This window comes from Aquabacterium sp. (assembly GCF_044226965.1).
Taxonomy (GTDB): domain Bacteria; phylum Pseudomonadota; class Gammaproteobacteria; order Burkholderiales; family Burkholderiaceae_C; genus Pseudaquabacterium.
Window position 1 is genome coordinate 1 of record NZ_JBGAGA010000019.1, and the last position, 25,404, is coordinate 25,404.

The 25,404-nt window shown below is 70.5% G+C and carries 18 protein-coding genes; 12 read left to right on the forward strand and 6 right to left on the reverse strand.

The annotated features are described in order from the left end of the window. The first annotated feature begins 107 nt into the window (after positions 1–107). Positions 108–1,055, forward strand: coding sequence for an amino acid ABC transporter substrate-binding protein (locus tag ACILR4_RS10895; RefSeq protein WP_395700873.1), 948 nt, complete (start codon positions 108–110; stop codon positions 1,053–1,055). Here ACILR4_RS10895 and ACILR4_RS10900 read toward each other — a convergent pair. From ACILR4_RS10900 to ACILR4_RS10925, 6 genes are all read right to left on the reverse strand, one after another. Then, the gene (locus ACILR4_RS10900) at positions 1,046–4,321 is read right to left on the reverse strand and encodes an AAA family ATPase (RefSeq protein WP_395700874.1); all 3,276 of its coding nucleotides are present in this window, start codon (positions 4,319–4,321) and stop codon (positions 1,046–1,048) included. The two genes, ACILR4_RS10895 and ACILR4_RS10900, sit on opposite strands and share 10 nt — an antisense overlap. 171 nt (positions 4,322–4,492) lie before the next feature. Next, positions 4,493–5,092 carry a GNAT family N-acetyltransferase gene (locus ACILR4_RS10905; protein WP_395700875.1) on the reverse strand — a complete coding sequence of 200 codons (600 nt, stop codon included), beginning with the start codon at positions 5,090–5,092 and terminating at the stop codon, positions 4,493–4,495. 277 nt (positions 5,093–5,369) lie between these two features. Then, complete coding sequence (locus ACILR4_RS10910; RefSeq protein WP_395700876.1) at positions 5,370–7,643, reverse strand: RelA/SpoT family protein; 2,274 nt, start codon at positions 7,641–7,643, stop codon at positions 5,370–5,372. A gap of 102 nt (positions 7,644–7,745) precedes the next feature. Then, a complete protein-coding gene (gene rpoZ / locus ACILR4_RS10915; RefSeq protein ID WP_395700877.1) occupies positions 7,746–7,949 on the reverse strand; it encodes a DNA-directed RNA polymerase subunit omega in 204 nt (67 codons plus the stop codon). A 47-nt stretch (positions 7,950–7,996) separates the two neighbouring features. Beyond that, on the reverse strand, positions 7,997–8,635 hold the full coding sequence (gene gmk / locus ACILR4_RS10920; RefSeq protein ID WP_395700878.1) for a guanylate kinase: 639 nt from the start codon (positions 8,633–8,635) through the stop codon (positions 7,997–7,999). A 14-nt stretch (positions 8,636–8,649) separates the two neighbouring features. Continuing rightward, complete coding sequence (locus ACILR4_RS10925) at positions 8,650–9,858, reverse strand: GGDEF domain-containing protein (RefSeq protein WP_395700879.1); 1,209 nt, start codon at positions 9,856–9,858, stop codon at positions 8,650–8,652. 144 nt (positions 9,859–10,002) lie between these two features. On the opposite strand from ACILR4_RS10925, the gene ACILR4_RS10930 reads away from it, so the two are divergent. From ACILR4_RS10930 to ACILR4_RS10980, 11 genes are all read left to right on the forward strand, one after another. Further along, entirely contained in the window at positions 10,003–11,367 is a 1,365-nt protein-coding gene (locus tag ACILR4_RS10930) for a GH1 family beta-glucosidase (RefSeq protein ID WP_395700880.1), read from the forward strand. 20 nt (positions 11,368–11,387) lie between these two features. Then, positions 11,388–12,401 carry a LacI family DNA-binding transcriptional regulator gene (locus ACILR4_RS10935; protein ID WP_395700881.1) on the forward strand — a complete coding sequence of 338 codons (1,014 nt, stop codon included), beginning with the start codon at positions 11,388–11,390 and terminating at the stop codon, positions 12,399–12,401. Beyond that, entirely contained in the window at positions 12,398–15,340 is a 2,943-nt protein-coding gene (locus tag ACILR4_RS10940; RefSeq protein WP_395700882.1) for a TonB-dependent receptor domain-containing protein, read from the forward strand. The genes ACILR4_RS10935 and ACILR4_RS10940 overlap by 4 nt, the downstream gene beginning before the upstream one ends. Continuing rightward, a complete protein-coding gene (locus tag ACILR4_RS10945) occupies positions 15,337–16,821 on the forward strand; it encodes a glucoamylase family protein (protein WP_395700883.1) in 1,485 nt (494 codons plus the stop codon). Before ACILR4_RS10940 ends, ACILR4_RS10945 begins: the two co-directional genes overlap by 4 nt. Beyond that, positions 16,818–18,116, forward strand: a complete 1,299-nt coding sequence (locus ACILR4_RS10950; protein ID WP_395700884.1) for a sugar ABC transporter substrate-binding protein — start codon at positions 16,818–16,820, stop codon at positions 18,114–18,116. Before ACILR4_RS10945 ends, ACILR4_RS10950 begins: the two co-directional genes overlap by 4 nt. Then, entirely contained in the window at positions 18,113–18,994 is an 882-nt protein-coding gene (locus tag ACILR4_RS10955) for a carbohydrate ABC transporter permease (protein ID WP_395700885.1), read from the forward strand. The genes ACILR4_RS10950 and ACILR4_RS10955 overlap by 4 nt, the downstream gene beginning before the upstream one ends. Next, positions 18,991–19,833 (forward strand): carbohydrate ABC transporter permease, encoded by an 843-nt coding sequence (locus ACILR4_RS10960; protein WP_395700886.1) that lies wholly within the window; start codon positions 18,991–18,993, stop codon positions 19,831–19,833. Before ACILR4_RS10955 ends, ACILR4_RS10960 begins: the two co-directional genes overlap by 4 nt. Next, positions 19,830–22,991, forward strand: a complete 3,162-nt coding sequence (locus tag ACILR4_RS10965; RefSeq protein WP_395700887.1) for a discoidin domain-containing protein — start codon at positions 19,830–19,832, stop codon at positions 22,989–22,991. The genes ACILR4_RS10960 and ACILR4_RS10965 overlap by 4 nt, the downstream gene beginning before the upstream one ends. A 19-nt stretch (positions 22,992–23,010) precedes the next feature. Continuing rightward, on the forward strand, positions 23,011–23,793 hold the full coding sequence (locus tag ACILR4_RS10970) for an SAM-dependent methyltransferase (protein WP_395700888.1): 783 nt from the start codon (positions 23,011–23,013) through the stop codon (positions 23,791–23,793). 71 nt (positions 23,794–23,864) lie between these two features. Beyond that, on the forward strand, positions 23,865–24,977 hold the full coding sequence (locus tag ACILR4_RS10975) for a metallophosphoesterase family protein (RefSeq protein WP_395700889.1): 1,113 nt from the start codon (positions 23,865–23,867) through the stop codon (positions 24,975–24,977). Between the two features lie 90 nt (positions 24,978–25,067). Further along, positions 25,068–25,400 (forward strand): hypothetical protein, encoded by a 333-nt coding sequence (locus ACILR4_RS10980; protein ID WP_395700890.1) that lies wholly within the window; start codon positions 25,068–25,070, stop codon positions 25,398–25,400. The last annotated feature ends 4 nt before the right edge of the window (positions 25,401–25,404 follow it).

Here is a 25,404-nt window from a genome sequence, read left to right on the forward strand (position 1 = left end):
AGCCCCGGGTTCACCACGGGCAGGCGTGCACCGTTCTGGCGCTACACTCGCGCCGCGCTGCCGCCGGTCGGTCCACTGGGCGCGCGTATTGCTTCGGCAAGCCGCCGATGAACCCCTCGCTCGCCGCATCGATGTCCCTGGCCGCGTGCCTTGCTTCCGCCCGCGCATTGCTGCTGCCGCTGCTGATGGCGGCGCTGGCGCTGCCCGCCGCGGCCCAGGAGTCGCCGACCCTGCGCCGCATCCGCGACACCGGTGTCGTGACGCTGGGCTACCGCGTCAGCTCGATGCCGTTCTCGTACCTCGATGCCAAGCGCCGGCCGGTCGGCTACTCGATCGACATCTGCGAGCGCGTGGTCGATGCGATCCGCCTGCGCCTGAACCAGCCGACGATCGAGACGCGGCTGGTGATGGTGACCTCGGCCACGCGCGTGCCGATGCTGGCCAACGGCACCATCGACCTCGAATGCGGCGTCACCACCAACACCGCGGAGCGGCAGAAGTCGGTGGCCTTCTCGATCACCACCTTCGTGGCCGCGAGCCGGCTGCTGACGCGCAGCAGCGCGAACATCCGCGGCCTGGACGACCTGCGTGGCCAGCCGGTGGCGACCACGGTGTCCACCACCAGCATCCAGTTCCTCACGGCGGCCAACCAGGCGCGCGGGCTGGACATGAAGATCCTCGCCGGCGCCGACGATGCCGATGCCTTCCAGATGGTGCGCGCCGGCCGGGCCGCCGCGTTCGCGATGGACGACGTGCTGCTGCGCGGCCTGCTGGCCACCGCGCCGGATGCGCGCGAATACAGCATCTCGACCGAGGCCCTGACGGTCGAGCCCTACGCGATCGGCCTCAGCCGCGACGATCCGGCCTTCAAGCAGCTGGTGGACGGCGTGATCGTCGACCTGTTCCGCCGCGGCCAGATCCACGCGATCTACAAGAGGTGGTTCGAGAGCCCGATCCCGCCGCAGGACATCAACCTGAAGCTGCCGATGAGCGATTCGCTGCTGCGCGTCATCGCGCGGCCGACCGATTCGCCGGACCCGCAGGCCTACCGCTGACCGGTCCGCCCGCAGCCCAGGGCGGCGACTGCCGCCGCGATGCGCTGCTGCCACATGCGCGCGCCCTGGCGCTCGGCCAGCGCCAGAGCTTCGGTCAGCCGGCGCTGGCTGGCGGCGCGGCCTTCGGCGGGGCGCAGCAGCAGCGCTTCGATGCGGCGCAGTTCGGGCTCGGCCCAGACCTCGCCGGTGAGCGCGATGCCTTCGTGCGCGGCCAGCAGCAGGGTGCGTGCATCGTCGAGCCGGCCGAGCGCCGCTTCGGCCTGGGCCATCAGCATCTCGCCATGCGCGCGGTAGTTGCGCGCACCGGTGCCCCACCAGGCAGCGGCGCCGTCGCGCATCAGCGGTAGCGCGGCTTCGGCCTGGCCCTGGTGCAGCAGCGCGGCGCCGCGGAAGAACATGCCGCCGCCGGCCATCAGGGCAAAGCCGTGCTCGCGGCCCACCTGCTCGGTGCGCTCGGCCAGCGCGGCCAGGCTCGGGCCCTGTTCGCGCAGTGACAGCAGCAGGCAGCCGAAGATCAGCGACTGCGCCAGGCTGTGCGCATGGCCGGTGGCCTCGGCATGCGCGATCAGCTCGTCCTGCAGCGCCTGCGCACTCTCTTCCTCACCCAGGACGAACAGCGTCAGGGCCTGGAAGTTGCCGGCCATCACCTTGTGGTCGATGCCCTGGGCATGGGCCAGGCCCGCATGGCGCTGGTGGTCGTACATCGCCAGCGCGCGCTGCAGGTGCGCGCGGGCGGTGACCGGGTCGCCGACGTGAAAGGCCACGGCGCCCAGCGCGCGGTGGCTGATCATCTCGATCGTCGGGTCGGCATTGGTGCGCGCCACGCTCAGCAGCTGGCGCGCGGGCGCCAGCGCCGCAGCGCACTGGCCCCGCACCATGTGATACGCATACAGGCCGTTCAGCGCGGTGATCATCGCGCCCTCGTCGTACAGCGCGCGGGCCAGTTCCACCGCACGCTCGCTGGCCGCGCCGGTGGCGGCGGCGGCCACGCCCTGCGAGGCGCGCAGCGCCGCCAGCCGCAGCACCTGCAGGCCCAGTTCGGCCCGGTCGCGCTGCTCGCCGGTGGGCAGCGCTTCGAGCAGGGCCATGCCCTGGTCCAGGTCGGCCAGCGCTTCGATCACCGCCGAGCGGTTCAGCGCGCGTTCACCGGCGCGGCGCCACAGCGGCAAGGCGCGCAGCGGCTCGCCGCCCTCGGTGAAGTGGCGCGCCACCGTTTCGGGTTCGAGCTCGAGCACCGCCGGAAACTGGCTGGCCAGCACGCCGGCGATGCGCTGGTGCAGCTGCTTGCGCGTGCTGCGCAGCAGCGATTCCTCGGCCGCCGCCTGCAGCAGCGCATGGCGGAACACATAGCGCGCCTGGGGCGCGATGCCGCGGCGGCGCAGCAGCCCGGCGCTCACCAGCTGGTGCAGGCCGTGGCTCAGCTCGGGCGCCGGCCGTTCGCTCACCGCGGCCAGCAGCTCGAAGCTGAACTCGCGGCCCAGCAGCGCGGCCGTCTGCGCCAGCGACTTGGCAGTGCCCAGCCGGTCCAGCCGCGCCATCAGCGAGGCGTGCAGCGTGGTCGGCATCTGCGCCGGCCACGGCGTGTCGAGGCCGCGGCCACGGTCCTGGCCGTCGAGCACGGCCCGCAGGATTTCCTCGGCGTACAGCGGCACGCCGTCGGCGGTGTCGACCAGGCGTTCGACCAGGGCCGGCGGCAGCTCGCCGGCGCCGGCCTCGGTGGCCAGGCCGCGCACCAGCATGCGCATCACGTCGGCGGGCAGGCGCTGCAGCTCGATGCGGTCCTGGTCGGGTTGCTGCAGCCAGGGCGGGTCGAAGTCGGGTCGCTGGGTCAGCAGCAGCAGCAGGCCCTGGGTCTGCGGTGTGCGCTCGACCAGGCGTTCGATCAGTCTCAGCGTCGAGGGGTCGGCCCAGTGCAGGTCTTCGCACACCAGCAGCATTGGCGATCGCAGCGAGGTGGCAGTGAGCCAGTCCAGCAGCAGCGCCTGGGTGCCCTGCATCAGTTCGGCCGGGCTCCAGCCGACCACCGATTGCGCGGCCGCCGAAGCCGGGGCCAGCAGCGCCGCCAGCAGCGGCACACCATCGTCGCGCGCGATGCCGGCTTCGGTCAACAGCGCCGACAGGCGTTCCTGCACCTCGTCTTCGGCCGATTGCGGATGCAGGCCGCTGCGCCGCGCCAGGTGCTGGGCCAGCGGATACAGCGCGCTGTGGCGGTGGAAGGGCGAGCAGCGCAGCACGATGGCGCTGGCGCCGGCCGCCTGCAGCGCCGCGCGCAACTCGCCGGCCAATCGGGTCTTGCCCAGGCCGGCTTCGCCGCGCAGCGTGACGACGCGCCCGGCGCCCTGGCGTGCCGCGGCCCAGGCCTGGTGCAGCTGGGTCAGCCGCCCGTCGATGTCGATCAGCGGCGCGTGGCGGCCGCCCTGGCGCTCGGAGGCATCGCGCTCGCCCTGCACCCAGGCCAGGCGCATCGGCTGCGCGCTGTCCTTCAGCCGGTGCAGGCCCAGGTCTTCGGTGATGAAGACGTCGTGCAGCAGCCGCAGCGTGGTGTCGCTGACCACCACCGTGCCCGGCGCGGCGCGGTGCTGGATGTGCGAGGCGAGGTTGGGCACCTCGCCCAGCGCCAGGGCCTCGCGGCGGTCGCCGCTGCCCACCTGGCCGACCACCACGACACCGGTGTGGATGCCGGTGCGCAGGCGTAGCCCGCCCGGCAGCAAGGAGGCCAAGGCCACCGCGGTGGCACGCTGGACCGCGGGTTGCAGGGCCAGGCCGGCGCGCACCGCGCGCTCGGCATCGTCCTCATGCGCCTGCGGCCAGCCGAAGTAGGCGAGCAGCCCGTCGCCCAGGTACTGGGCGATGTGGCCGCCGGCCGGCAGCAGCACCTGCGCGCATTCCTGCTGGTACAGGCGCAGCAGGTCGCGCCAGTCCTCGGGGTCCATGCGGCCCGACAGTCGGGTGGAGCCGACCACGTCGCAGAACAGCACGGTGATCAGCCGCCGCTCGGCCTCCGGGCTGGGGGCCGGGTTGGTCCCGGTCGCCGCGGGGCCGGGCGCCAGGGCCGGGCTGGCCGGGGCCGGCGTCGCCGCGGGCACCGCGTTGAGCACGCCGTCGTCATCGAGGCGCGCCACGCGCAGCACCGTGACGAGTTCGTGGACCAGGTCCGACAGCGCGGCCTCGTCGAGCCCGTACTCGCGCTGCAGGGCCCGGCCGGAGACACGTTGGCGCCGTTGCAGCAGCTCGCTAGCCGCATCGAGGATCTGTTCGAATCGCACCGCCGCGCCGCCTTGGCTTCAGACCAAGGGCCGGAGGTGCCGGCCCGATGGCGCGAAAGTATAGGCAAGCCAACGCCATCCCAGCACACGCCGCGGATCCGGCGCGGCCGGTCCGCTGGCGTGGCCCCCTTCGAGGGGGAAGCGCCGCAGGCGCTGCGGGGGTGGGTCAGATCAGCCCGGAAAGGGCGGCAGCAGCAGCAGGTGCAGCTGGACCAGATCGTCCTCTTCGGGATGCGGCGTGCGGGTGAAGCCGCAGTGGTGCAGCAGGCTCAGGCAGGCGCGGTGGCTGGCCGGCACATCGGCGCGCAGCCAGCGCAGGCCGCGGCGTGCGGCAGCGCGGGCCAGCGCCAGCAGGGCCTGGGTGCCGATGCCGTGACGCTGCCAGCCGTCGGCCACCACCAGCGCGATGTCGGCGCTGCCGCTGTTGCCGTCGACCATGAAGCAGGCCTCGCCGATGATGCGTTCGCCGCCCTCATCGGGCACCGTGATCACGCAGCCGACGTGATGGTCGAAGTCCAGTTCGGTCAGCTGGGCCAGCTGGGCCGGTGACAGCGCTTCGCCCGAGCCGGGAAAGCGCGCCTGGCGGCTGGTGCGCGACAGGCCGCCCACGAAGCGGGCCAGCGCCGGCCTGTCCTTGGGCAGCACCGGGCGCAGCAGCACCGGCGTGCCATCGGGCATGCGCCAGCTCGCGCTCAGGTCAGCTGGAATCCGGCACAGCTGCTGAGCAGCCGGGGCGGCGAAGGTGCTGCGCTGGAAGCCAGAGGTCATCATGGGCGTCATCTTCGAGTCGATGGGCCCACTGTACGGAGGGCGCCCTAAAACGGCGCATGAACAATTCGGATGCCGGCGAGTGACATAGTTCGCTCAGGTAGGCGTTGACGGGAGTGTTGTCACATCCTACGAACGCCGGCCGGGCCCCGCCGCTAAGTCTTGCGTAAACGCGCCTTAAGAAAATCCTAAACAGCGCGCGTTTGGGTTCGTTAAGCGGGCACTGAACGAATTGCGACCGGTCTGAGCCGTCGATGTCCTTCGCAGCGGGCCCGGGGGCCTACGGCTTGACGCGCGAAGCCCGCATCACCGGCGGCGAGCGCTTCAAGGTGCGCAGCAGGTCGGCCAGGTGCAGGCGGTCGCGCACCGAGACCAGCAGCCGCAGTTCGGCCACGTCGGGGTCCTGCTCGTTGTCCATGTCGATATGGGTGATGTCGGCCTCGGCCGACGACACCGAGGCCGCCACCTGGGCCAGCGCGCCCTTGCCGTTACGCACCAGCACCTGCACCATGGTCTCGAAGGGCCGGGTCGGCTGCTCGGCCCATTCCACCGCCATCCAGCGCTCGGGGTCGCGCTCGGCCAGGCGCTTGCCGTTGTGGCAGTCGGCGGTGTGCACCAGCAGGCCTTCGCCGCGGCCGAGGTAGCCGACGATCTCGTCGCCCGGGATCGGCCGGCAGCAGGTGGCCAGCTGCACCGAAGCGCCTTCGCTGCCGTCGATGACCACGCCGCCCTGTGAAGGCGTGTTGTCGTCGGCACCATAGCGGCCCAGTGTCAGGGTCACCGCGTCGGGGCGGGCGCCACGCTCGGTCATCAGCTGCGCCAGGCGCTTGGCGACGATGGTGGCGATCTTGCGGCCCAGGCCGATGTCGGTGAGCAGTTCGCCCCGGCCGCGGTTGCCGCTCCAGCGCGTGAGCTGCTGCCACACGGCGTTGGCTTCGCTGTCGGTGGGGTCGGTGGAGGGCAGGGTGAGGCCTTCGGCCCGCAGCGCCTGCGCCAGCAGCTTCTCGCCCAGGCCGCGCGACTCTTCCTGCTCCATGGTCTTCAGGAAGTGGCGGATCTTCGAGCGCGCCCGGCCGGTGCGCACGAAGTTCAGCCAGGCCGGGTTCGGCCGCGCGCCGGGCGCGGTGATGACCTCGACGACGTCGCCGCTCTTCAGCTCGGTGCGCAGCGCCACCGGCTCGCCGTTGACCTTGGCGGCCACGCAGTGGTCGCCGACGTCGGAGTGGATCGCGTAGGCGAAATCGACCGCAGTGGCACCGCGCGGCAAGGCCATGATCTTGCTCATCGGCGTGAAGACGTACACCGCTTCGGGCACCAGGTCGATCTTGACGTGCTCGAGGAATTCGGCCGAGTCGCGCGTCTCGTCCTGGATGTCCAGCAGCGACTGCAGCCACATCGCGCCCATCGGCTGCGCTTCGCCGCTGCCCTTGCGCTCCTGCTTGTAGAGCCAGTGCGCGGCGATGCCGCTCTCGGCGATGGCGTGCATCTCGTCGGTGCGGATCTGGAACTCCACGGCGGTGCCCAGCGGGCTGACCAGCGTGGTGTGCAGCGACTGGTAGCCGTTGGGCTTGGGGATCGCCACGTAGTCCTTGAAGCGCCCCGGCACCGGCTTGTACAGCTGGTGCAGCACGCCCAGCGCCAGGTAGCAATCGGGCAGCGAGCCGGTGACGATGCGGAAGCCGAAGATGTCGCTCACCTGCGCGAAGCCGGCGTGCTTCTCGCGCATCTTGCGGTAGATGCTGTAGACGGTCTTCTCGCGACCGTAGACCAGCACCTTCATCTTCGCGGTGGCGAAGGCCTTCTCGACCTCGCCGTGCACGCGTTCGACGATGTCGCGGCGGTAGCCGCGCGAGCGCTTCACCGCCTTGGCCAGCGCCGCGTAGCGCCAGGGATTGAGGTGCTCGAACGAGAGTTCCTGCAGTTCGCGGTAGATCTGGTTCAGGCCCAGGCGGTGGGCGATCGGCGCGTAGATGTCCAGCGTTTCCCGCGCGATGCGCTGGCGCTTGTTGGGCGCCATCGCGGCCATCGTGCGCATGTTGTGCAGCCGGTCGGCCAGCTTGATCAGGATGACGCGTACATCGCGCGCCATCGCCAGCAGCATCTTGCGGAAGGACTCGGCCTGGGTTTCCTCGCGCGTCGAGAACTGCAGCTTGTCCAGCTTGGTCAGGCCATCGACCAGTTCGGCGGTGGGGGCGCCGAAGCGCTCGATCAGCTCGACCTTGGTGACGCCGCAGTCTTCCATCGCGTCGTGCATCAGCGCGGCCATCACGGCCTGCGCGTCGAGCCGCCAGTCGGCAACCAGGCCGGCCACCGCGATCGGGTGCGTGATGTAGGGTTCGCCGCTGGCGCGGAACTGGCCCAGGTGCGCTTCGTCAGCGAACTTGTAGGCCTCGCGGATCTGCTTGATCTCCGCCTTGCCCAGGTAGGACAGCTTGTCGGACAGCGCGGCGAAGGAGGCCGCCTCGGCCTTCGGGGTGGTGTCGGCCGGGGGTCGCAAGCGCGGTTGCAGCGCGGCAGGCAACAGCAACTCGGCAGCGAACGATCGAATCCCCATGGCCCGAATTTAGCCTGCTTTGTGACACGGGTCTGTCACGGGCCCGAAAAGACAAAGGGCACCCGAGGGTGCCCTTGTGCGAAACGCGAAGGCTGGCGTGGCTTACAGCGGCACGCGGCGCAGCATCTCGATGCCGACTTCGCCTTCGGCGATTTCGCGCAGCGCCGTGACGCCGGGCTTGTTCTTGGTTTCGATCTTGGGGGCGTGGCCCTGGCTCAGCATGCGGGCGCGGTAGGTGGCGGCCAGCACGAGCTGGAAGCGGTTCGGAATCTTCTGCAGGCAGTCTTCGACGGTGATGCGGGCCATGGTCTTGCCTTGTAGCGAAGGTTGTTTTCGGGGCGAAACGACGGTACTCAGTTCAGGTCCAGCGCGGCGAACACCTGGGACCGGTTGCGCAACTGCGCGGCATACCGCAAACGCTGGGAATGAACCACGGTCTTCAGATCGAAGAGTGCCGTTTCGAACAAAGCGTTGATTATAACGAAGTCGAAGTACCGGGCCTGGGCCACTTCCTCGCGCGCATTGACCATGCGCTGCTCGATGACCTCGGGCTTGTCTTCGCCACGGCGCATCAGGCGCTGGCGCAGTTCGGTCCAGCTCGGCGGCAGGATGAAGATAAGCACCGCATGCGCGAACAGCTGCTTGATCTGCAGCGCGCCCTGGAAGTCGATTTCCAGCACCACGTCCTCGCCCCTGGCCAGGCGTTCCTCGACCGCGGCGCGCGAGGTGCCGTAGTGGTTGCCATGCACCTCGGCCCACTCGAAGAATTCGCCGCGTTCGACCATGGTGCGGAAGGTTGCGGCATCGACGAACCAGTACTCGCGGCCATGCTGCTCCTGCCCGCGCGGCGCACGCGTGGTGTGCGAGACCGAGACGGTCAGGTGCGAATCGAGTTCGAGCAGCGCCTTCACCAGGCTGGACTTGCCGGCGCCGCTGGGCGCGGCCACCACGAAGAGGTTGCCGAGGGCGTCGACCGGGGCGGGGTGGGGCATGGGCTCGGACATCGTCAGGCGGAGGCTTCGAGCGGCCGAAGTCTAGCAGCCGGTGGTGCCGCGGCGGCCTCGGCAGGGGCCGCTGGCGCTTGCATGGCGGGCCGTGAGTCCGCGGCGTCGCCGGGCAGCAGCACCGTCGTGCGATTGCGGCCCTGGGTCTTGGCTGCGTACATGGCCTGGTCGGCGCGCTCGGTTGCGGCTTCGATCGATTCGCCTGGCGCGCACAGCGTCAGCCCGCAGGAGAAGGTGACCTGCAGGCCGGGCGCCATGGCGCCGAAGTCCTCGTGAGCCAGGCGCTGGCGCAGCCGCTCCAGGGCGGCCGGTGCCTGCTCGATCGGCGTGTCCGGCAGCAGCACCAGGAACTCCTCGCCACCCCAGCGGCCCAGCAGGTCGGTGGCGCGCAGCACGCCTTGCGCGGCGGCCGCGAAACGTTGCAGCACCTTGTCGCCGACGGCATGGCCGAAGCGGTCGTTGATGCTCTTGAACCAGTCGATGTCCAGCAGCGCCAGGCACAGCGGCGCGTCGCTGCGTTCGTGGCGGCGCAATTCGGCGGCCATCAACTCGCCGAGGTGGCGGCGGTTGTGGATCTGCGTCAGCTCGTCGCGCGTGGCCACCTGCTGCAGCTGCGCCAGCGCCGCCTTCAGGTCCTTGGTCTGGCGGCCGAGCCGGGAGCGCAGCTCGCTCAGGTGGCCGGAGAGCCAGGTGACGGTGCCCATCACGATGCCGGTGAACAGGAAGTGCACCAGTTCCAGCCGCCACGGGTGGTGCAGCGGATCGTGCAGCGCGCAGGCAAGCATCGCCGCACCCAGCACCGCCAGCGCCGCCAGCGCCAGGCGCCGCAGCTGGCGCGGCGCAAGCGAGACCGCGCCGAACACCAGGTTGCTGATCAGCACCATCAGGATCGCACCGCGGGCCGCACCGGTGATCGTGTACGACCAGATGCTGAAGCCCAGGCCGAACGCCAGCTGCACCAGCGTCAGGGTCGGGTCGCTGGCGATGCGCTGGTTCAGGCCGCTGCGGATCAGCCCGAAGAAGACCAGCGCCGCGCAGGCCATGGCCACCAGCAGCGGGTCCGACAGGCGGCGCTCCAGCAGGCCGAGCGCCACCTCGATCACCTGCACGCTGCCGCACAGCGCATAGCTGGCGGCGCCGACGGCCCACACCTTGAGCCGACCCTGCTGCTGCGGGTCGGCCGGCACGAGCAGCTGGCGCAGGAACTCCATGCCGGCATATCGGCGCCGGGGCGGGTCAGCTTGAATGGCCCGGCACTGACGGCAAACACGGGTAAACCCCGCAATGAAAACGTTTTACTGCGCTGATGTCCGCGTGATAACGTTTACATCACGTTCACCGACCGCACCGTGCCCATGTCCGCGACCTTCCGTTTCCCAAGCCCGTTCCTGTGGGGCGCGGCCACCTCCGCGTACCAGGTGGAAGGCTCGCCGCTGGCCGACGGCGCGGGACCCAGCATCTGGCACCGCTTCGTGCGCACGCCCGGGCTGGTGAAGGACGGCGACACCGGCGACGTGGCCTGCGACCACTACCGCCGCATGGAAAGCGACGTGCAGCTGATGAAGTCGCTCGGCCTCACCGCCTACCGCTTCAGCGTGGCCTGGGCCCGGGTGATGCCGGAGGGCCGCGGCCGCGTGAACGAGGGCGGCCTGGGCTTCTACGAGCGCCTGGTCGACACGCTGCTGGCGCACGACATCCAGCCGATGATCACGCTCTACCACTGGGACCTGCCCGCGGCGCTGGACGACCGCGGCGGCTGGCTGAACCCCGACGTGGCCGACTGGTTTGCCGACTACGCCAGCGTGATGTACCGGCGACTGGACGACCGCGTGAAGTTGTGGGCCACGCTGAACGAGCCCTGGGTGGTGACCGACGGCGGCTACCTGCACGGGGCGCTGGCGCCCGGCCACCGCAACCGCTTCGAGGCGCCCATTGCCTCGCACCACCTGCTGCGTTCGCATGGCAAGGCGGTGCAGGCCTACCGCGCTATTGGCAAGCACCAGGTCGGCCTGGTGGTCAACATCGAGCCCAAGTACCCGGCCAGCCAGAGCGAGGCCGACCTGGCCGCCACGCGCCGTGCCGATGCCTACATGAACCGGCAGTACCTGGACCCGGTGTTCCTCGGCCGCTACCCCGACGAGCTGCGCGAGATCTTCGGCGAAGCCTGGCCCGAGTGGCCGCAGGAGGACATGGCGCTGATCCGCCAGCCGATCGATTTCCTCGGCATCAACTGGTACACCCGCAACGTCGTGCGGCACGACGACGCTCCGTGGCCGCCGCTGAAGGCCGCGCCGGTACGCCAGACCCAGGCCACCTACACCGAGACCGGCTGGGAGGTCTACCCGCAGGGCCTAACCGACACGCTGGTGTGGGCGCGCGACCGCTACGGCAGCATCCCGCAGTACGTCACCGAGAACGGCGCCGCCTTCTTCGACCCGCCGGCCGCGCCGGACGGCCGCGTGCGCGACCCCTTGCGCGTCGACTACTTCCAGCAGCACCTGAAGGCCGTGCACGCGGCCATCGGCCAGGGCGTGGACGTGCGCGGCTACTTCGCCTGGTCCCTGATGGACAACCTGGAATGGTCGCTCGGCTATTCCAAGCGTTTCGGCATCGTGCACGTGAACTTCGAGACGCTCGAGCGCACGCCGAAGGACAGCGCGCGCTACTACAGCCGCGTGATCGCCTCGCATGGCGAGCTGCTCGCGCAGCCGCTGCCTTGAGGCGCTAGGAAGCCGGCACCATGGCGGTCACCATCAAGGACGTTGCGCGCGAAGCCGGGGTGTCGGTGGCCACGGTGTCGCGGGCGCTGAACGGCCATTCGAACGTCACGCCGCAGACGCGCGAGCATGTGCTGAGCATCGCCACGGCGCTGCGCTTCATCCCGTCGCAGGCGGCGCGCTCGATGATCTCGCGCCGCACCCACACGGTGGGCGCGCTGCTGCCGGACCTGCACGGCGAGTATTTCTCCGAGCTGATCCGCGGCATCGACCTCGCCGCCCGCGCGCGCGGCCTGCACCTGCTGGTGTCCAGCTCGCACGGCGATGCCAGCGAAGCGGCCGCCGCGCTGCGCGCGATGAATGGCCGTGTCGATGGCCTGCTGGTGATGAGCCCGCATGCGAACGCCGATTTCCTGTGGGGCAACGTGCCCGAAGGCCTGCCCGCGGTGCTGATGAACACGCAGGCCCAGGGCGGGCGGCATTCGAGCTTCGCGGTCGACAACTACAGCGGCGCGTTCGCGATGGTGCGGCACCTGGTCGAGCGCGGCCACCAGCGCATCGCCTTCGTCGCCGGCCCGGAGAGCAACTTCGAAGCCCACGAGCGCCTGCGCGGCTATCGCTCGGCGCTGGCCGAACTGCGGCCCGAGGCAGTGGAGCAGGTGCTGCAGGGCGACTTCACGCAGGAGTCCGGCTACCGCGTCGGCAACCAGATCGTCGCGCTGGCCGAGCGGCCGACCGCGGTCTTCGCCGCCAACGACATGATGGCCATCGGCTGCATGGCCGCGCTGAACGAGGCCGGGCTGCAGGTGCCGCAGGACATTGCGCTGGCCGGCTTCGACGACATCCCGATCAGCCGCTTCATCAACCCGTCGCTCACCACGGTGCGGGCCCGCATCACCGAGCTCGGCGGGCTGGCGCTGGAGCGCCTGGCCTCGTGCATCGAAGACCCCGCGCAGGGCGCGCCGCAGCACCAGATCCTGCGCCGGTTTCTCGCCAGACACATCGCACCCACATCCAAGAGGAGACACACCAGATGAACACCAAGATCCGGGCCTTCAGTCGCCATGCGTTGGCGGCGGCGGCCTTTCTCGCGCTGGCCGGTACCGCGCAGGCGCAGCTCAGCACCTCCACGATCCAGGGCCAGATCAGCAGCGGCACCGCCGCCGCGCAGGCCGGCCTGCAGGTGACCGCGAAGAACACCGCCAACGGCAACACCTACCGCACGACCACGCGGGCCGACGGCAGCTACGTGCTGGTGGGGCTGGCACCGGGCTCGTACGAGATCCGCGTCGAAGGCCCGGGTGGTTCGCAGAAGACCCAGGTCGTCACCGTGCAGGTCGGCGAGACCGCCACGCTCGACCTCGCGCTGGGCGGCAGCGGCCAGCAGGTCACGATCATCGGCACGCTCCAGCGCAAGGACGTGCGCACCAGCGAGGTCGGCACCACCATCTCGCGCAAGCAGATCGAGCTGCTGCCGCAGGTGACGCGCAACTTCCTGTCGTTCGCCGACCTGGCGCCCGGCGTGCGCTTCGACGTCGACCAGGGCAGCGGCCAGGTCAAGCTGCAGAGCGGCGCGCAGAACCAGGACAACGTCAACGTCTTCATCGACGGCGTGGGCCAGAAGAACTACATCCTGCGCGGCGGCATCTCCGGTCTCGATTCGACGCGCGGCAATGCCTTCCCGCAGTCGGCCATCGCCGAGTACAAGGTCATCACGCAGAACTACAAGGCCGAGTTCGACCAGGTCTCCAGCGTCGCGATCTCGGCCATCACCAAGTCCGGCACCAACGACTTCCACGGCGACGTGTTCTTCGACCGCACCGGCACCAACTGGACCGCCAAGGACCCGTTCGAGAAGAAGGCGGAAGCCAGCGGCATCAAGCGGCCGAACACCAGCCAGGATCAGTACGGCTTCACGCTCGGCGGGCCGATCAAGCAGGACGTGCTGCACTTCTTCATTGCCTACGACGGCAAGAACATCGAAGAGCCGCGCCAGGTGGTGGCCCAGCATGTCGACCAGATCCCGGCCAATGCCGGCATCGTGCCGGGCCTGCTGGCGCGGCAGGGCGCGACCAAGTCGAGCTTCAAGGAGAACCTGCTGCTGGCCAAGCTGGATGCGCAGATCGATGCCGACCAGAAGTTCGAGCTCTCGGCGCGCTACCGGGACGAATCCGACCACATCCCGGAGGACAAGCTCATCAGCCTGCCCGGCAATGAACTCGACCGCGCGAACACCGAGAACCGCGTGACGCTGAAGCACGAGTGGAGCCGTGGCGACTTCCTCAGCGAGGCGCGCCTGGGCTACGAGGACTACACCTGGAACCCGCATTCGGCCGCCGACACGCCGCTGATCCGCTACCTCGCCTCGCCGACGACGAACATCAACAACGTCGTCGACGTGCTGCTCGATGGCGGCTCGCCCAACATGCAACGGCGCAAGCAGTCGGGCGTGTTCGTCTCGGAGGACCTGAGCTACACGGGCCTGGCCGGCCACACGATGAAGGGTGGCGTGAAGGTCAAGGACCTGAAGTTCGACCTCTCGGGTACCTTCCGCGGGGTCGATTCGGTCCGCACCATCATCGACAAGACCACCGGCCAGCCCTACTACAACAGCAGCAACGGCAACTGCCTGGGCACCTCGCCCGAGACCACCGGCGGCCGGGTCACCAAGACCGACCAGTGCCAGATCGACCTGGCGGTGGCGCCGGCCGGCGTGAGCTTCAAGAACCAGCAGCTCGGCCTGTACTTCCAGGACGACTGGAAGCTCAACAAGCAGCTCGAGCTGAACCTCGGCCTGCGCTGGGACTACGAGACCAACGCGCTGAACGACGACTACGCCACGCCCGCCGACCGCGTGGCCGCGCTGCGGGCGCTGGACGTCGAGCGCTCGGGCATCAAGCCGGCGCCGGGCCAGACCTACGCGCAGTCGCTGGCCAAGGGCGGCATCGACATCGAGCAGTACATCGCCAATGGGCGCAGCCGCAAGGCCTTCACCGGCGCGTGGCAGCCGCGCATCGGCTTCAGCTACGACCTGAAGGGCGACCGGGCGTCGGTGATCTTCGGCGGTTTCGGCCGCGCGTACGACCGCGCGATGGCCAACCACGCGCTGGACGAGATGCAGAAGAACGCGCAGCCGGGCGGCGAGATCTGGCTGATCAAGAACGACCACAAGATGCCGTTCACCGACCAGTTCTCGCTCGGCCTGCGCCAGGCGGTGGGCGTGTGGAACACCGAGGTGGCCATCACGCGCAGCCATGCGAAGAACCAGTTCAACTGGTTCCACGGCAACCGCGACCCGAACGGCGGCTACGGCACGCAGAGCTCGATCGATCCGCTGTGGGGCGGGCCGTCCGGCTATGGCTCGCTGGTGCTGGGCGACTTCGTCACGCAGGCCAAGACCGACGTGCTGTCGATCAAGGCCGAGAAGCCCTACACCAGCGATTCGGGCTGGTCGGTGTCGGTGGCCTATGCCTACAGCGATGCGAAGACCACGCACCGCAGCTGGACCAACGACATCTTCAACTGGACCTATGGCAAGCCGGGGCAGGGCGGCTGGAACCCGTCGCTCGACGTCGACAAGCACCGCCTGGTGGCCACCGGCCTCACCGACAAGGTGCTGCCCTGGGGCATCGCGCTGTCCGGCAAACTCACCTATGCGTCGGGTCGCATCCGCCAGATCACCGATTGCTCGGCCGGCTGGTCCAGCTGCGTCTACCGCGTCGGCGACAAGGACGATCTGACGCAGTTCGACCTGACCCTGGCCAAGGGCTTCAGCCTGCCGATCGGCAAGCTGACGATCCGGCTCGACGTGCTGAACCTGTTCAACACCATCACCTACGGCGGCTACGACGACTGGGGCGGTGGCCCGGGCAACCCGCAGAACTACCTGGGCGGCGACAACGCCAACCTCGGCACGCCCAACAGCCGCGGCGCGCCGATGCGCACCTACAAGCTGGGCCTGTCCTTCGCGTGGTGAGCCGACGCCCCGGGCCCTCTCGGCGTGACTGCCTGGCGCTGCTGCCGGCCGCCGCACTGGCGGCCTGCAGTGGCGCGGGCGGGGGCAGCGGCGCCGCCCCGGTGCCGATGCAGACCACGCCGCAGCCTGGTGGCACCAACCTGGGCAGCGACGATGCCTTGCTCGACGACCTGTCGCTGCGCACCTTCCGCTACTTCTGGGAGACTGCCAACCCGGCCAACGGCCTGAGCCCGGACCGCTGGCCGGGCACCGCGCCGATGGCCAGCGTGGCCGCGGTGGGCTTCGCGCTAACGGCTTATGTGATCGGCGTCGACCGCGGCTACGTGACGCGCGCCGAAGCGCTGCAGCGCTGCCTGATCACCGCCCGCTTCTTCGACGAGGCGCCGCAGGGCCCGCAGGCCAGCGGCACCGCCGGCCACCGCGGCTTCTTCTACCACTTCCTGCACCTGGAGCGGGGCACGCGCTTCGATGCGGGCGTCGAGCTGTCGACCATCGACACCGCGCTGCTGGTGGCCGGCCTGCTGTGCGCGCAGGCCTTCTTCGACCGCGACACGCCAGTCGAGGCCGAGCTGCGCCAGCGCGTCGAACGCATCTACGCCCGCATCGACTGGCCCTGGATGCAGCAGCGCCCCGGCCTCATCAGCATGGGCTGGGCGCCCGAGCAGGGCTTCGCCCGCTTCATCGACTACACCGGCTACGACGAGGCCATGCTGCTGATGCTGCTGGCGATGGGCTCGCCGACCCATCCGGCCGATGCGGGCACCTGGGCCGGCTTCACCCGCACCTACGCCCGCAGCTGGGGCACGTTCATGGGCCAGCAACACCTGGGCGGCGGCCCGCTGTTCTGGCACCAGTATTCGCACGTGTGGGTCGACTTCCAGGGCATCGCCGATGCCTACATGCGCGAACGCGGGCTGGACTACTTCGAGAACAGCCGTCGCGCCACGCTGGCCCAGCGCGCCTACGCCATGGCCAACCCCGGCGGCTGGAAGGATTACGGCGAGAACGTGTGGGGCCTCACCGCCTGCGACGGCCCCGGCATGCTGCGCGTACGCGACTTCCGCGGCCGCCTGCAGCAGTTCCGCGACTACAGCGCGCGCGGCGCCAGCATCGAAGGCCTCAACGACGACGGCACGCTGGCGCCCACCGCGGCGCTCGGCTCGTTGCCGTTCGCGCCCGAAGTGGTGCTGCCCGCGCTGCGCGAGCTGCGCAGTCGTTTCGGCGACACGGTCTACGGCCGCTACGGCTTTCTCGACGCCTTCAACACCAGCTTCGTGGCGCAGGGCGAGAAGCTCAGCAATGGCCGCGTGCTGCCGGACTTCGGCTGGGTGGATACGGACTACCTCGGCATTGACCAGGGCCCGATCCTGGCGATGATCGCGAACCATCGCAACCGACTGGTGTGGCAGACGATGCGCAAGAACCCGCATCTGCGGCGCGGCCTGCAACGCGCCGGGTTCCAGGGCGGCTGGATGACATGACCGGTGTCTCGATGCGCCGGCGCTCGCTGTGCGGCGCTGCCGCGCTGGGCGGGCTTGCCGGCTGCGGCCGCCAGCGCGCAGGCGACGCGCAGACCCTGCGCTTCTGGGCCATGGGCCGCGAGGGCGAGGTCGTCGCGCAGCTGATGCCGGCGTTCGAACGCGCCCATCCCGGCATCCACGTGAAGGTGCAGCAGTTGCCCTGGACCTCGGCGCACGAGAAGCTGCTGACCGCCTTTGCCGGCGATGCCTTGCCCGACCTTGCGCAGCTGGGCAACACCTGGGTGCCCGAGTTCGTGGCGCTGAACGCGCTGCAGCCGGTGGACGAACGCGTGCAGGCCTCGGCCATCGTCCAGCGCGACGACTACTTCGCCGGCCTGTGGCAGACCAACGTGGTCGAGGGCCGCAGCTATGGCGTGCCCTGGTACGTCGACACGCGGCTGCTGTTCTACCGCCGCGACCTGCTGGCTACGCTGGGCTTCGACCACCCGCCGCGCGACTGGGCCGAGTGGCGCACGATGATGCGTGCCATCGCCGCCAGCGCGCCGGGGCGTCGCGCCATCGTGCTGCCGCTCAACGAGTTCGAGCCCTTGCTGGCACTGGCGCTGCAGCAGCCCGACGAGTTGCTGCGCGACGGCGGCCGGCGCGGCAACTTCAGCGGCGCCGGCTTCCAGCGCGCCTTCGCCTTCTATGCCGAGATGTTCGCGCAGGGCTGGGCGCCCATCGCCAGCGAGATGCAGATCGGCAACGTCTGGCAGGAAATCGGCCGCGGCACCTTCGTCTTCTACATCTCGGGCCCGTGGAACATCCAGGAATTCAAGGCGCGCCTGCCGGCCGCGCAGCAGGGCGACTGGATGACTGCGCCGCTGCCCGGGCCCGCCGGGCCGGGCGCCTCCACCGCGGGCGGCTCGAGCCTGGTGCTGTTCCGGCACTCGGCGCGCCAGGCCGCGGCCTGGCAGCTCATCGAGTACCTGTCGCAGCCCGCGCAGCAGCAGCGCTTTCGCGAACTGACCGGCGACCTGCCGCCGCGCCGCAGCAGCTGGGCCGCGCCAGCCCTGCGCGACGACGTGCATGCGCGCGCCTTCCGCGAGCAGCTCGAGCGCGTGCGCGCCGCGCCCGCCGTGCCCGAGTGGGAACGCATTGCCAACGAGATGCAGCACGTGGCCGCACGCGGCGTGGCCCAGGGCACGCCGGCGGCCGCTGTCGGCCGCGAGATCGATGCGCGTGTCGACAGCTTTCTCGAGAAGCGCCGCTGGCTGCTCGACCGCGCGGCCGCGCGGGCCGGAGCCGCGGGATGAAGCGCGAGCTCGCCGCCTGGACCTTCGTCGCGCCGGCGCTGGCCGTGATCGTGCTGTTCTTCGTCGGCCCGGTGGCCGCCGGCCTGGCCTTGAGCCTGACCGACTTCGACCTCTACGCGCTGGCCGACTGGCACAACCTGCGCTTCGTCGGCCTGGCCAACTACGCCCACGTGCTGCAGCTGCCGCTGTTCTGGAAGGCGCTGGGCAACACGGTGTATTTCGTCGTCGTCGGCGTGCCGCTGTCGATCGGCGTGTCGCTGGTCTGCGCGCTGCTGCTGCATTCGCGGCTGGCACGCTTCAAGCCGCTTTATCGCACCGCGCTGTTCGCGCCGGTGGTCACCACCGTGGTCGCGGTGGCGGTGATCTGGCGCTACCTGTTCCACGACCGCTACGGGCTGGTGAATGCAGCGCTCGGCGCGCTCGGCATCACCGGGCCGGACTGGCTGGGCGACCCCGCGTGGTCGATGCCGACCATCATCCTGTTCGCGGTGTGGAAGAACTTCGGCTACAACATGATCATCCTGCTGGCCGCGCTGCAGGCGATTCCCGAGGACCTGTACGAGGCTTCGCGCCTCGACGGCGCCGGTGCCGCCGCGCAGCTGCGCCATATCACCTTGCCGCTGCTGGGGCCTACCCTGCTGATGGTGGGCGTGCTGACGATGGCCGGCTACTTCCAGCTCTTCGCCGAGCCCTACGTGATGACGCAGGGCGGGCCGCTGCAATCGACCGTCAGCGTGCTGTACCTGATGTACGAGGAAGGCTTCAAGTGGTGGAACCTGGGCTCGGCCTCGGCCGTGGCCTTCGTGCTGTTCGTGCTGATGGCGGCCTGCACGCAGCTGCTGCTGCGCGGCGCGCGGCGGGGCGGGGCGTTGGCATGAGGGCAGGGCCGCGCCGGTCGAACGAGCCGCTGGCCGCGCTGGCGGTCAATGCGGCGCTGGCCTTCATCGCGCTGTCGACCCTGGCGCCGCTGCTGTGGATGCTGTCGGTGTCGCTGATGCAGCCGGGCGAGGCCAGCACGCAGCCGCCACCGCTGCTGCCGGCACAGCCGACGCTGGCGAACTTCCACACGCTGTTCGCGCGGGCCGGCATGGGCCGCTACTTCGCCAACAGCCTGGGGCTGGCCGCGGCGCTGACGCTGCTGTCGGGCCTGTTCAACGTGATGGCCGGCTATGCCTTCGCCAAGCTGCGCTTCGGCGGCCGCGAGCGGGTGTTCGCCGCGCTGCTGACGACGCTGGTGATCCCGGCGCAGGTGGCGATGATGCCGCTGTTCCTGCTGCTCAAGACGATGGGGCTGGTCAATACCTACGGCGGCGTGCTGGTGCCGGGCCTGGCCGGCGTGTTCGGCATCTTCCTGGTGCGGCAGTACGCGATGAACCTGCCGGACGACCTGCTCGAGGCCGCGCGCATCGACGGCGCCAGCGAGTGGCGCATCTTCGCCAGCGTGGTGGTGCCGCTGCTCAAGCCCATCATCGTGACGCTGGCGATCTTCACCTTCCTCGGCAGCTGGAACGACTTCATGTGGCCGCTGATCGTGCTGACCGACGGCGAGCGCCACACGCTGCCGGTGGCGCTGGCGGCGCTGTCGCGCGAACGGGTGCAGGACAACGAGCTGATGATGGCCGGCTCGGTGGTGACCGTGCTGCCCGTGCTGGCGCTGTTCCTGGCACTGCAGCGCTACTACATCCAGGGCCTGATGGTCGGGAGCGTCAAGGGATGAGGTGCTGGATCCTGAAGTACGCGGCCATGGCGGCCGCGATGGCGGCGGCCGCGGCGCCCGGCACGCGCCTGCTCGACGGCTTCGAGGACCTGTTGCCCTGGGCCGCCAGCGCCAGCGAACAGGTCAGCGCGCGCATCGAGCCCGCGGCGGGGCCGCAGGGCCGGGCGCTGTGCCTGCACTACGACTTCAACGGCGTCTCGGGCTATGCGGTGGCGCGGCGCCGGCTGGCGCTGCCGTTGCCGGCGCGCTATGCCTTCACGCTGCAGGTGCGCGGCGAGGGCGCGTCGAACCAGTTCCAGCTCAAGCTGGTGGATGCCAGCGGCGACAACGTCTGGTGGTACCAGCGGCCCGACTTCACGCCGCCGGCGGCCTGGCAGCCGTTGAAGATCCGCCAGCGGCAGATCGAATTCGCCTGGGGCCCGGCCGCCGACAAGACGCTGCGCCAGGCCGCGGCCATCGAGCTGGTGGTGGCCAGCGGGCAGGGCGGCGGGCGCGGCCAGGTGTGCGTCGACGCGCTGGCGCTGCACACGCTGCCCGATGCCGAAGCACCGCTGCCGGCGCCGCGGCTCAGCGCGTCCTCGTCGCTGCAGGCGAAGCCCGGCGCCGCGCTGGCGCTGGACGGCGATGCCGACACCGCCTGGCGCAGCGATGCGCGCCGCCCGCAATGGCTGCAGCTCGACTTCGGCCGGCCGCGTGAATTCGGCGGTCTGGTGCTGCATTGGGCGGAAGGCGCCCAGGCCACGCGCTATGACGTGCAGCTGTCCGACGATGGCCGGCGCTGGCAGACCGTGCGGCGCGTGGTCGACGGCCAGCGCCGCGTGCAGCCGCTGCTGCTGACCGACGCCGAAGCGCGCTTCGTGCGGCTGACGCTGCAGCAGGGCGCCGGTCCGCAGTACGCGCTGGCGGAAGTCGAGGTGAAGGACCTGGCCTGGGGCGCCAGCCGGAATGCGCTGCTGCAGGCCGAGGCGCGCGAGGCGCCGCGGGGCCACTACCCGCGCGGCTTCCGTGGCGAGCAGCCGTACTGGACCGTGGTCGGTGTCGATGGCGGTGCGGCGCACAGTGCGCTGCTGTCGGAGGACGGGGCGGTCGAACTGCAGCCCGGCGGCTTCTCGGTCGAGCCCTTTCTCGTCGACGCCGACGGCGTGCAGACCTGGGCCGACGCGGTGGTCAGCCAGTCGCTGGCCGAGGGCTACCTGCCGATGCCCGGCGTGCAGTGGCGGCTGCGCCGCGCGACGCTGGACATCACCGCGTTGGCATTGGGCACGCGCGAGCGCTCGCAGCTGCTGATGCGCTACCGCGTGGGCAACCCGAGCGAGACGCGCCAGCGCCTGACCCTGGCGCTGGTGCTGCGGCCCTGGCAGGTGAACCCGCCAACGCAGTTCCTGAACCGCCCCGGTGGCGACGCGCCGGTGCACCGCCTGGCGATGCCGGGACCGACGCTCGAGGTCGAGGGCCAGCCGCGGCTGTGGCCGCTGCAGCCGCCGAGCGACGCCATCGGCAGCGCCTTCGACGCCGGCGCCATCGTCGAACGGCTGGCCGCGCCGCGCGCGACGCAGCCGCTGGAGCTGCAGGACGCATTCGGCATGGCGAGCGCGGCGCTGCGCTATGAGCTGGACCTGGCGCCCGGTGAAAGCCGCGAGATCGCGTGGCTGGCGCCGTTGAGCGGGCCGTTCGACGGGCCGCCGCCCGAGGCCCGAGCCGATAACGCCTGGTCTGAGCGTCAGCAGCAGGCCCTGGCCGAGGCCTGGCGCCAGCGCCTGAACCGCGTCACGCTGCAGCTGCCCGCCGCGGCCCGGCCGCTGCACGACACGCTGCGCAGCGCGCTGGCGCAGATCCTGGTCTCGCGCGAAGGTCCGGCGCTGCAGCCCGGCACCCGCTCGTACGCCCGCAGCTGGGTGCGCGACGGCGCGATGATGGCCGAGGGCCTGCTGCGCCTGGGCGAAACCGGCGCGGCGCGCGAGTTCGTGCAGTGGTTCGCGCCGCACCAGTTCGCCAGCGGCAAGGTGCCCTGCTGCGTGGACCGGCGCGGTGCCGATCCGGTGGCCGAACATGACAGCCATGGCGAGCTGGTGTTCGCCATCGCCGAGCTGTACCGCTACGGCGGTGACCTGGGACTGCTGCGCATGCTGTGGCCGCATGTGGACGCTGCGGTGCGCCACCTGGACACGCTGCGCGCCAGCGAGCGCGGGCCCGCCCACCAGGGCGGCCCGCAGCGCGTGAACTATGGGCTGCTGCCGGCCTCGATCAGCCACGAAGGCTACTCTGCCAAGCCGATGCACGCGTACTGGGACGACTTCTGGGCGCTGCGCGGCTACAAGGACGCGGTGATGCTGGCCCAGGCGCTGGGCGACGAGCCAGCGGCGCGGCGCATCGCGGCTTCGCGCGACGAGTTCCGCCATGACCTGCTGGCCTCGATCGAGGCCTCGGCCGCGCAGCATGGCATCGGCTTCATCCCCGGTGCGGCCGAGCTGGGCGACTTCGATGCCACCTCGACGACCATCGCGCTGGCGCCGGGCGGCGAGCAGGCCACGCTGCCGCAGGGGCTGCTGCTGGGCACCTTCGAGCGCTACTGGCAGGGCTTCGTCGAGCGGCGCGGGGGTGCCAAGCCCTGGTCTGACTACACACCCTACGAGCTGCGCAACGTGGGCGCGCTGCTGCGACTGGGCTGGCCCGAGCGCGCACACGAGGCCCTGGCCTTCTTCATGGCCGACCGCCGGCCCGCGGCCTGGAACCAGTGGGCCGAGGTGGTGGGCCGCGAGGCGCGCGAGCCGCGCTTCATCGGCGACATGCCGCATGCCTGGATCTCGTCGGACTTCATCCGCGCGGTGCTGGACCTGCTGGCCTACGAGCGCGAGTCCGACCAGTCGCTGGTCATCGCCGCCGGCGTGCCAGCCGGGTGGCTGGACGAGGGCGTTGCGGTGCAGGGGCTGGCCACGCCCCATGGTCTGTTGAGCTATCGCCTGAAAAAAGCGGCCGGCGAGGTGCAGCTGGACGTGGCCGACAGCGGCCTGCGCCTGCCGCCCGGCGGCCTGGTGCTGCCATGGCCGGGCGAAGGCGCCCTGCCGCCCGCCACGCTCGATGGCCGCCCGGCGGTGTGGCAGGGCCGCGAGCTGCGCATCCGCCACCTGCCGGCCGTGCTGCGCTTGCACCTGCCCTGAACTCGGCTATCGTCGGCGGATGACCGCAGCCGACAGCCGCCACTTCGACATCGCCGCGCTCTTCGACGCCGAGGAGTACCTGTACTTCATGGCGCCCACGCTGGCCGAGGAAGATACGCCGGCGCAGTGCGCGTTCATCGAGCAGGCGCTGGGCCTGGCGCCCGGCAGCCGCGTGCTGGACCTGGGTTGCGGCCATGGCCGCCACAGCCTGGAACTGGCCCGGCGCGGCCATGCGCCGGTGGGCATCGACCTGGTGCCCGGCTTCATCTCGCACGCGCAGGCCGACGCGGCACGCGAGGGCCTGCCCTGCGAATTCATGCTCGGCGACATCCGCGCCTTCCAGGCGCCGGCGGCCTTCGATGCGGCGATCTGCCTGTTCGACGCCTTCGGCTTCCATGACGACGAAGACCACGCCCGCATCCTGGCGCAGACCTGGGCTGCGCTGCGCCCGGGTGGCCGGCTGCTGCTGGACGTGCGCAACCGCGAGCACATGCTGCGCAGCCCGCCGGTGCAGGTGGTGGAGCGCGACAACGGCGACCTGATGATCGACCGCTTCCAGTTCGACCTGGCCAGCGGCCGCATGCTCGACCGCCGCACCTGCCTGCGCGGCCCGCAGCGGCGCGACACCGAGTTCTCGGTGCGGCTGTACGCCTTCACCGAGCTGCGGGCGCTGCTGGCCGCGCAGGGTTTCGCGCTGCAGCAGGTGTACGGCGGCTTCGACGGCACGCCGCTCTCTGCCGCTCGGCCGCGCGCCTTGCTGGTCGCGGCGCGGCCCGCGTCGCCCTTCGACACAGCGCAATAAGCCACTGCGGGCTGACGCTGGTCAAGGTGCGGCTGATACTCCGCGGCCTGAAGCACAGGGAGACCGCTGCCATGACCTTCGCGATGCGTGCCACGACACTCACGCTGGCGCTGTCCGCCGAGCTGCTGCTGCCGTCTGCCGCACGGGCGGCCGACGAGGACAAGGTGGTGTTTTCCTTCGCCTTCGTCGGCTGCAACCGGCTGGACAAGGCCGGCGTCAAGGCCACCGGCTCGGCCAGCAGCGCAAACGTCGGTCAGCTGCTGCAGACGATCAGGGACCTGAATGCCACCAACCCGCCGCCCGACTACCTGATCCTGGCCGGCGACGTGGTGAAGGCCAAGAAGAGCGGCACCAAGGTGCTGCAGCAGCAGCTGGCCGACTGGACGAAGCTGGTGAAGGGTCAGCTCAAGCACAAGACGCATCTGGTGGCCTTCACCGGCAACCACGAGCTGCTGATGTCCGGCACCGAAGACGCGGACGACGAGGTGCCCAACCCGCCGGCCTATGCCTACTGGCAGCAGACGATGAAGCCCTTCATCGCCGGCAAGGACGGGCCGAAGAAGGGCGGTGCCGACGCGCTGGCCGACGACGAACAGCGCCTGTCCTACACCTTTGCACAGCACGGCGTGCTGTTCGTGGTGCTGAACACCGACACGATGATCGACGCCACCACCGCCGGCGACGTGCCGACGAACTGGCTCGCCGGCAAGCTGGCCGCCGCGCAGCAGGACAAGAAGATCGACCACATCTTCGTGATGGGCCACAAGCCGCTGGTCGTGCCGGGCAAGACGCCCGACAGCGGCCAGTCCAACATCCGGCAGAGCGAAGGCGGCGCCGTGTACGGGCTGCTGAACACGCCGGACCCGAAGCAGCCGACCGAAGCCACCAAGGTGCGGGCCTACCTGGCCGCCCATGCCCACGAGTGGAACTACCAGCCGAACCTGAGCAGCAGCTTCGGCAGCGGCACCGTGCCGCAGATCATTGCCGGCAACGGCGGCAGCCCGCCGGAAGGGAAGTGGGACAAGGACCACGGCTACTTCGGCTACACGCTGGTGCAGGTGTGGAAGAGCGGCAAGGTCAGCGCGCAGAGCTATGGCCGGGCCATTCCGGACCCGTACTACCTGCAGACGCCGGCGCCGCAGCCGGCCAGCGCGCAGGGCACGACCATCTGGCTAAAGCCCTGACAGCTTCGGGCGACGGCCCTTGTATTGCGCGGCGCCGGCCCCAGATCGGCTGCATCGAGACCTTTCGGAGCCACGGGAAGCCGGGCGACGATGATGCAAGCAACCCGACGGATCGAAGTGCCGCAGCGCCTGGAAGTGCTGGTGCTGCTGGCGCAATTGTTCGAACAGCTGGACCGCGCCGGCCAGGTGGCGGCCGATCAGTACCGCAGCGTGGCGCAGCGCCTCGCGGCGGAGTTGCAGGCCGTGCCGGTGGACGATCACCTGAAGGGCCTGCTGGGCGTGTTCCCGGCCATGGCGCAGCTGTACGAGAACCTGAACTACGCGCAGGCCGGGCTGGTGCGCTCGCCGCTGGAAGCAGCGGCCGAGGCCGAGCTGCAGGCGCGTGCGCTGCTGGGCCGGCTGGCGCCCGCGCGCAAGGCCTGAGGCG

Excerpts from the sequence above, each read along its gene's own strand:
- ACILR4_RS10955 (WP_395700885.1), top strand. The coding sequence starts at position 18,113 with ATGAAGCGCGAGCTCGCCGCCTGGACCTTCGTCGCGCCGGCGCTGGCC.
- ACILR4_RS10910 (WP_395700876.1), bottom strand. The coding sequence starts at position 7,643 with ATGGGGATTCGATCGTTCGCTGCCGAGTTGCTGTTGCCTGCCGCGCTG.
- ACILR4_RS10960 (WP_395700886.1), top strand. The coding sequence starts at position 18,991 with ATGAGGGCAGGGCCGCGCCGGTCGAACGAGCCGCTGGCCGCGCTGGCG.
- ACILR4_RS10975 (WP_395700889.1), top strand. The coding sequence starts at position 23,865 with ATGACCTTCGCGATGCGTGCCACGACACTCACGCTGGCGCTGTCCGCC.
- ACILR4_RS10950 (WP_395700884.1), top strand. The coding sequence starts at position 16,818 with ATGACCGGTGTCTCGATGCGCCGGCGCTCGCTGTGCGGCGCTGCCGCG.
- ACILR4_RS10930 (WP_395700880.1), top strand. The coding sequence starts at position 10,003 with ATGTCCGCGACCTTCCGTTTCCCAAGCCCGTTCCTGTGGGGCGCGGCC.
- ACILR4_RS10895 (WP_395700873.1), top strand. The coding sequence starts at position 108 with ATGAACCCCTCGCTCGCCGCATCGATGTCCCTGGCCGCGTGCCTTGCT.
- rpoZ (WP_395700877.1), bottom strand. The coding sequence starts at position 7,949 with ATGGCCCGCATCACCGTCGAAGACTGCCTGCAGAAGATTCCGAACCGC.
- gmk (WP_395700878.1), bottom strand. The coding sequence starts at position 8,635 with ATGCCCCACCCCGCCCCGGTCGACGCCCTCGGCAACCTCTTCGTGGTG.
- ACILR4_RS10965 (WP_395700887.1), top strand. The coding sequence starts at position 19,830 with ATGAGGTGCTGGATCCTGAAGTACGCGGCCATGGCGGCCGCGATGGCG.
- ACILR4_RS10935 (WP_395700881.1), top strand. The coding sequence starts at position 11,388 with ATGGCGGTCACCATCAAGGACGTTGCGCGCGAAGCCGGGGTGTCGGTG.
- ACILR4_RS10940 (WP_395700882.1), top strand. The coding sequence starts at position 12,398 with ATGAACACCAAGATCCGGGCCTTCAGTCGCCATGCGTTGGCGGCGGCG.
- ACILR4_RS10980 (WP_395700890.1), top strand. The coding sequence starts at position 25,068 with ATGATGCAAGCAACCCGACGGATCGAAGTGCCGCAGCGCCTGGAAGTG.
- ACILR4_RS10925 (WP_395700879.1), bottom strand. The coding sequence starts at position 9,858 with ATGGAGTTCCTGCGCCAGCTGCTCGTGCCGGCCGACCCGCAGCAGCAG.
- ACILR4_RS10905 (WP_395700875.1), bottom strand. The coding sequence starts at position 5,092 with ATGATGACCTCTGGCTTCCAGCGCAGCACCTTCGCCGCCCCGGCTGCT.
- ACILR4_RS10970 (WP_395700888.1), top strand. The coding sequence starts at position 23,011 with ATGACCGCAGCCGACAGCCGCCACTTCGACATCGCCGCGCTCTTCGAC.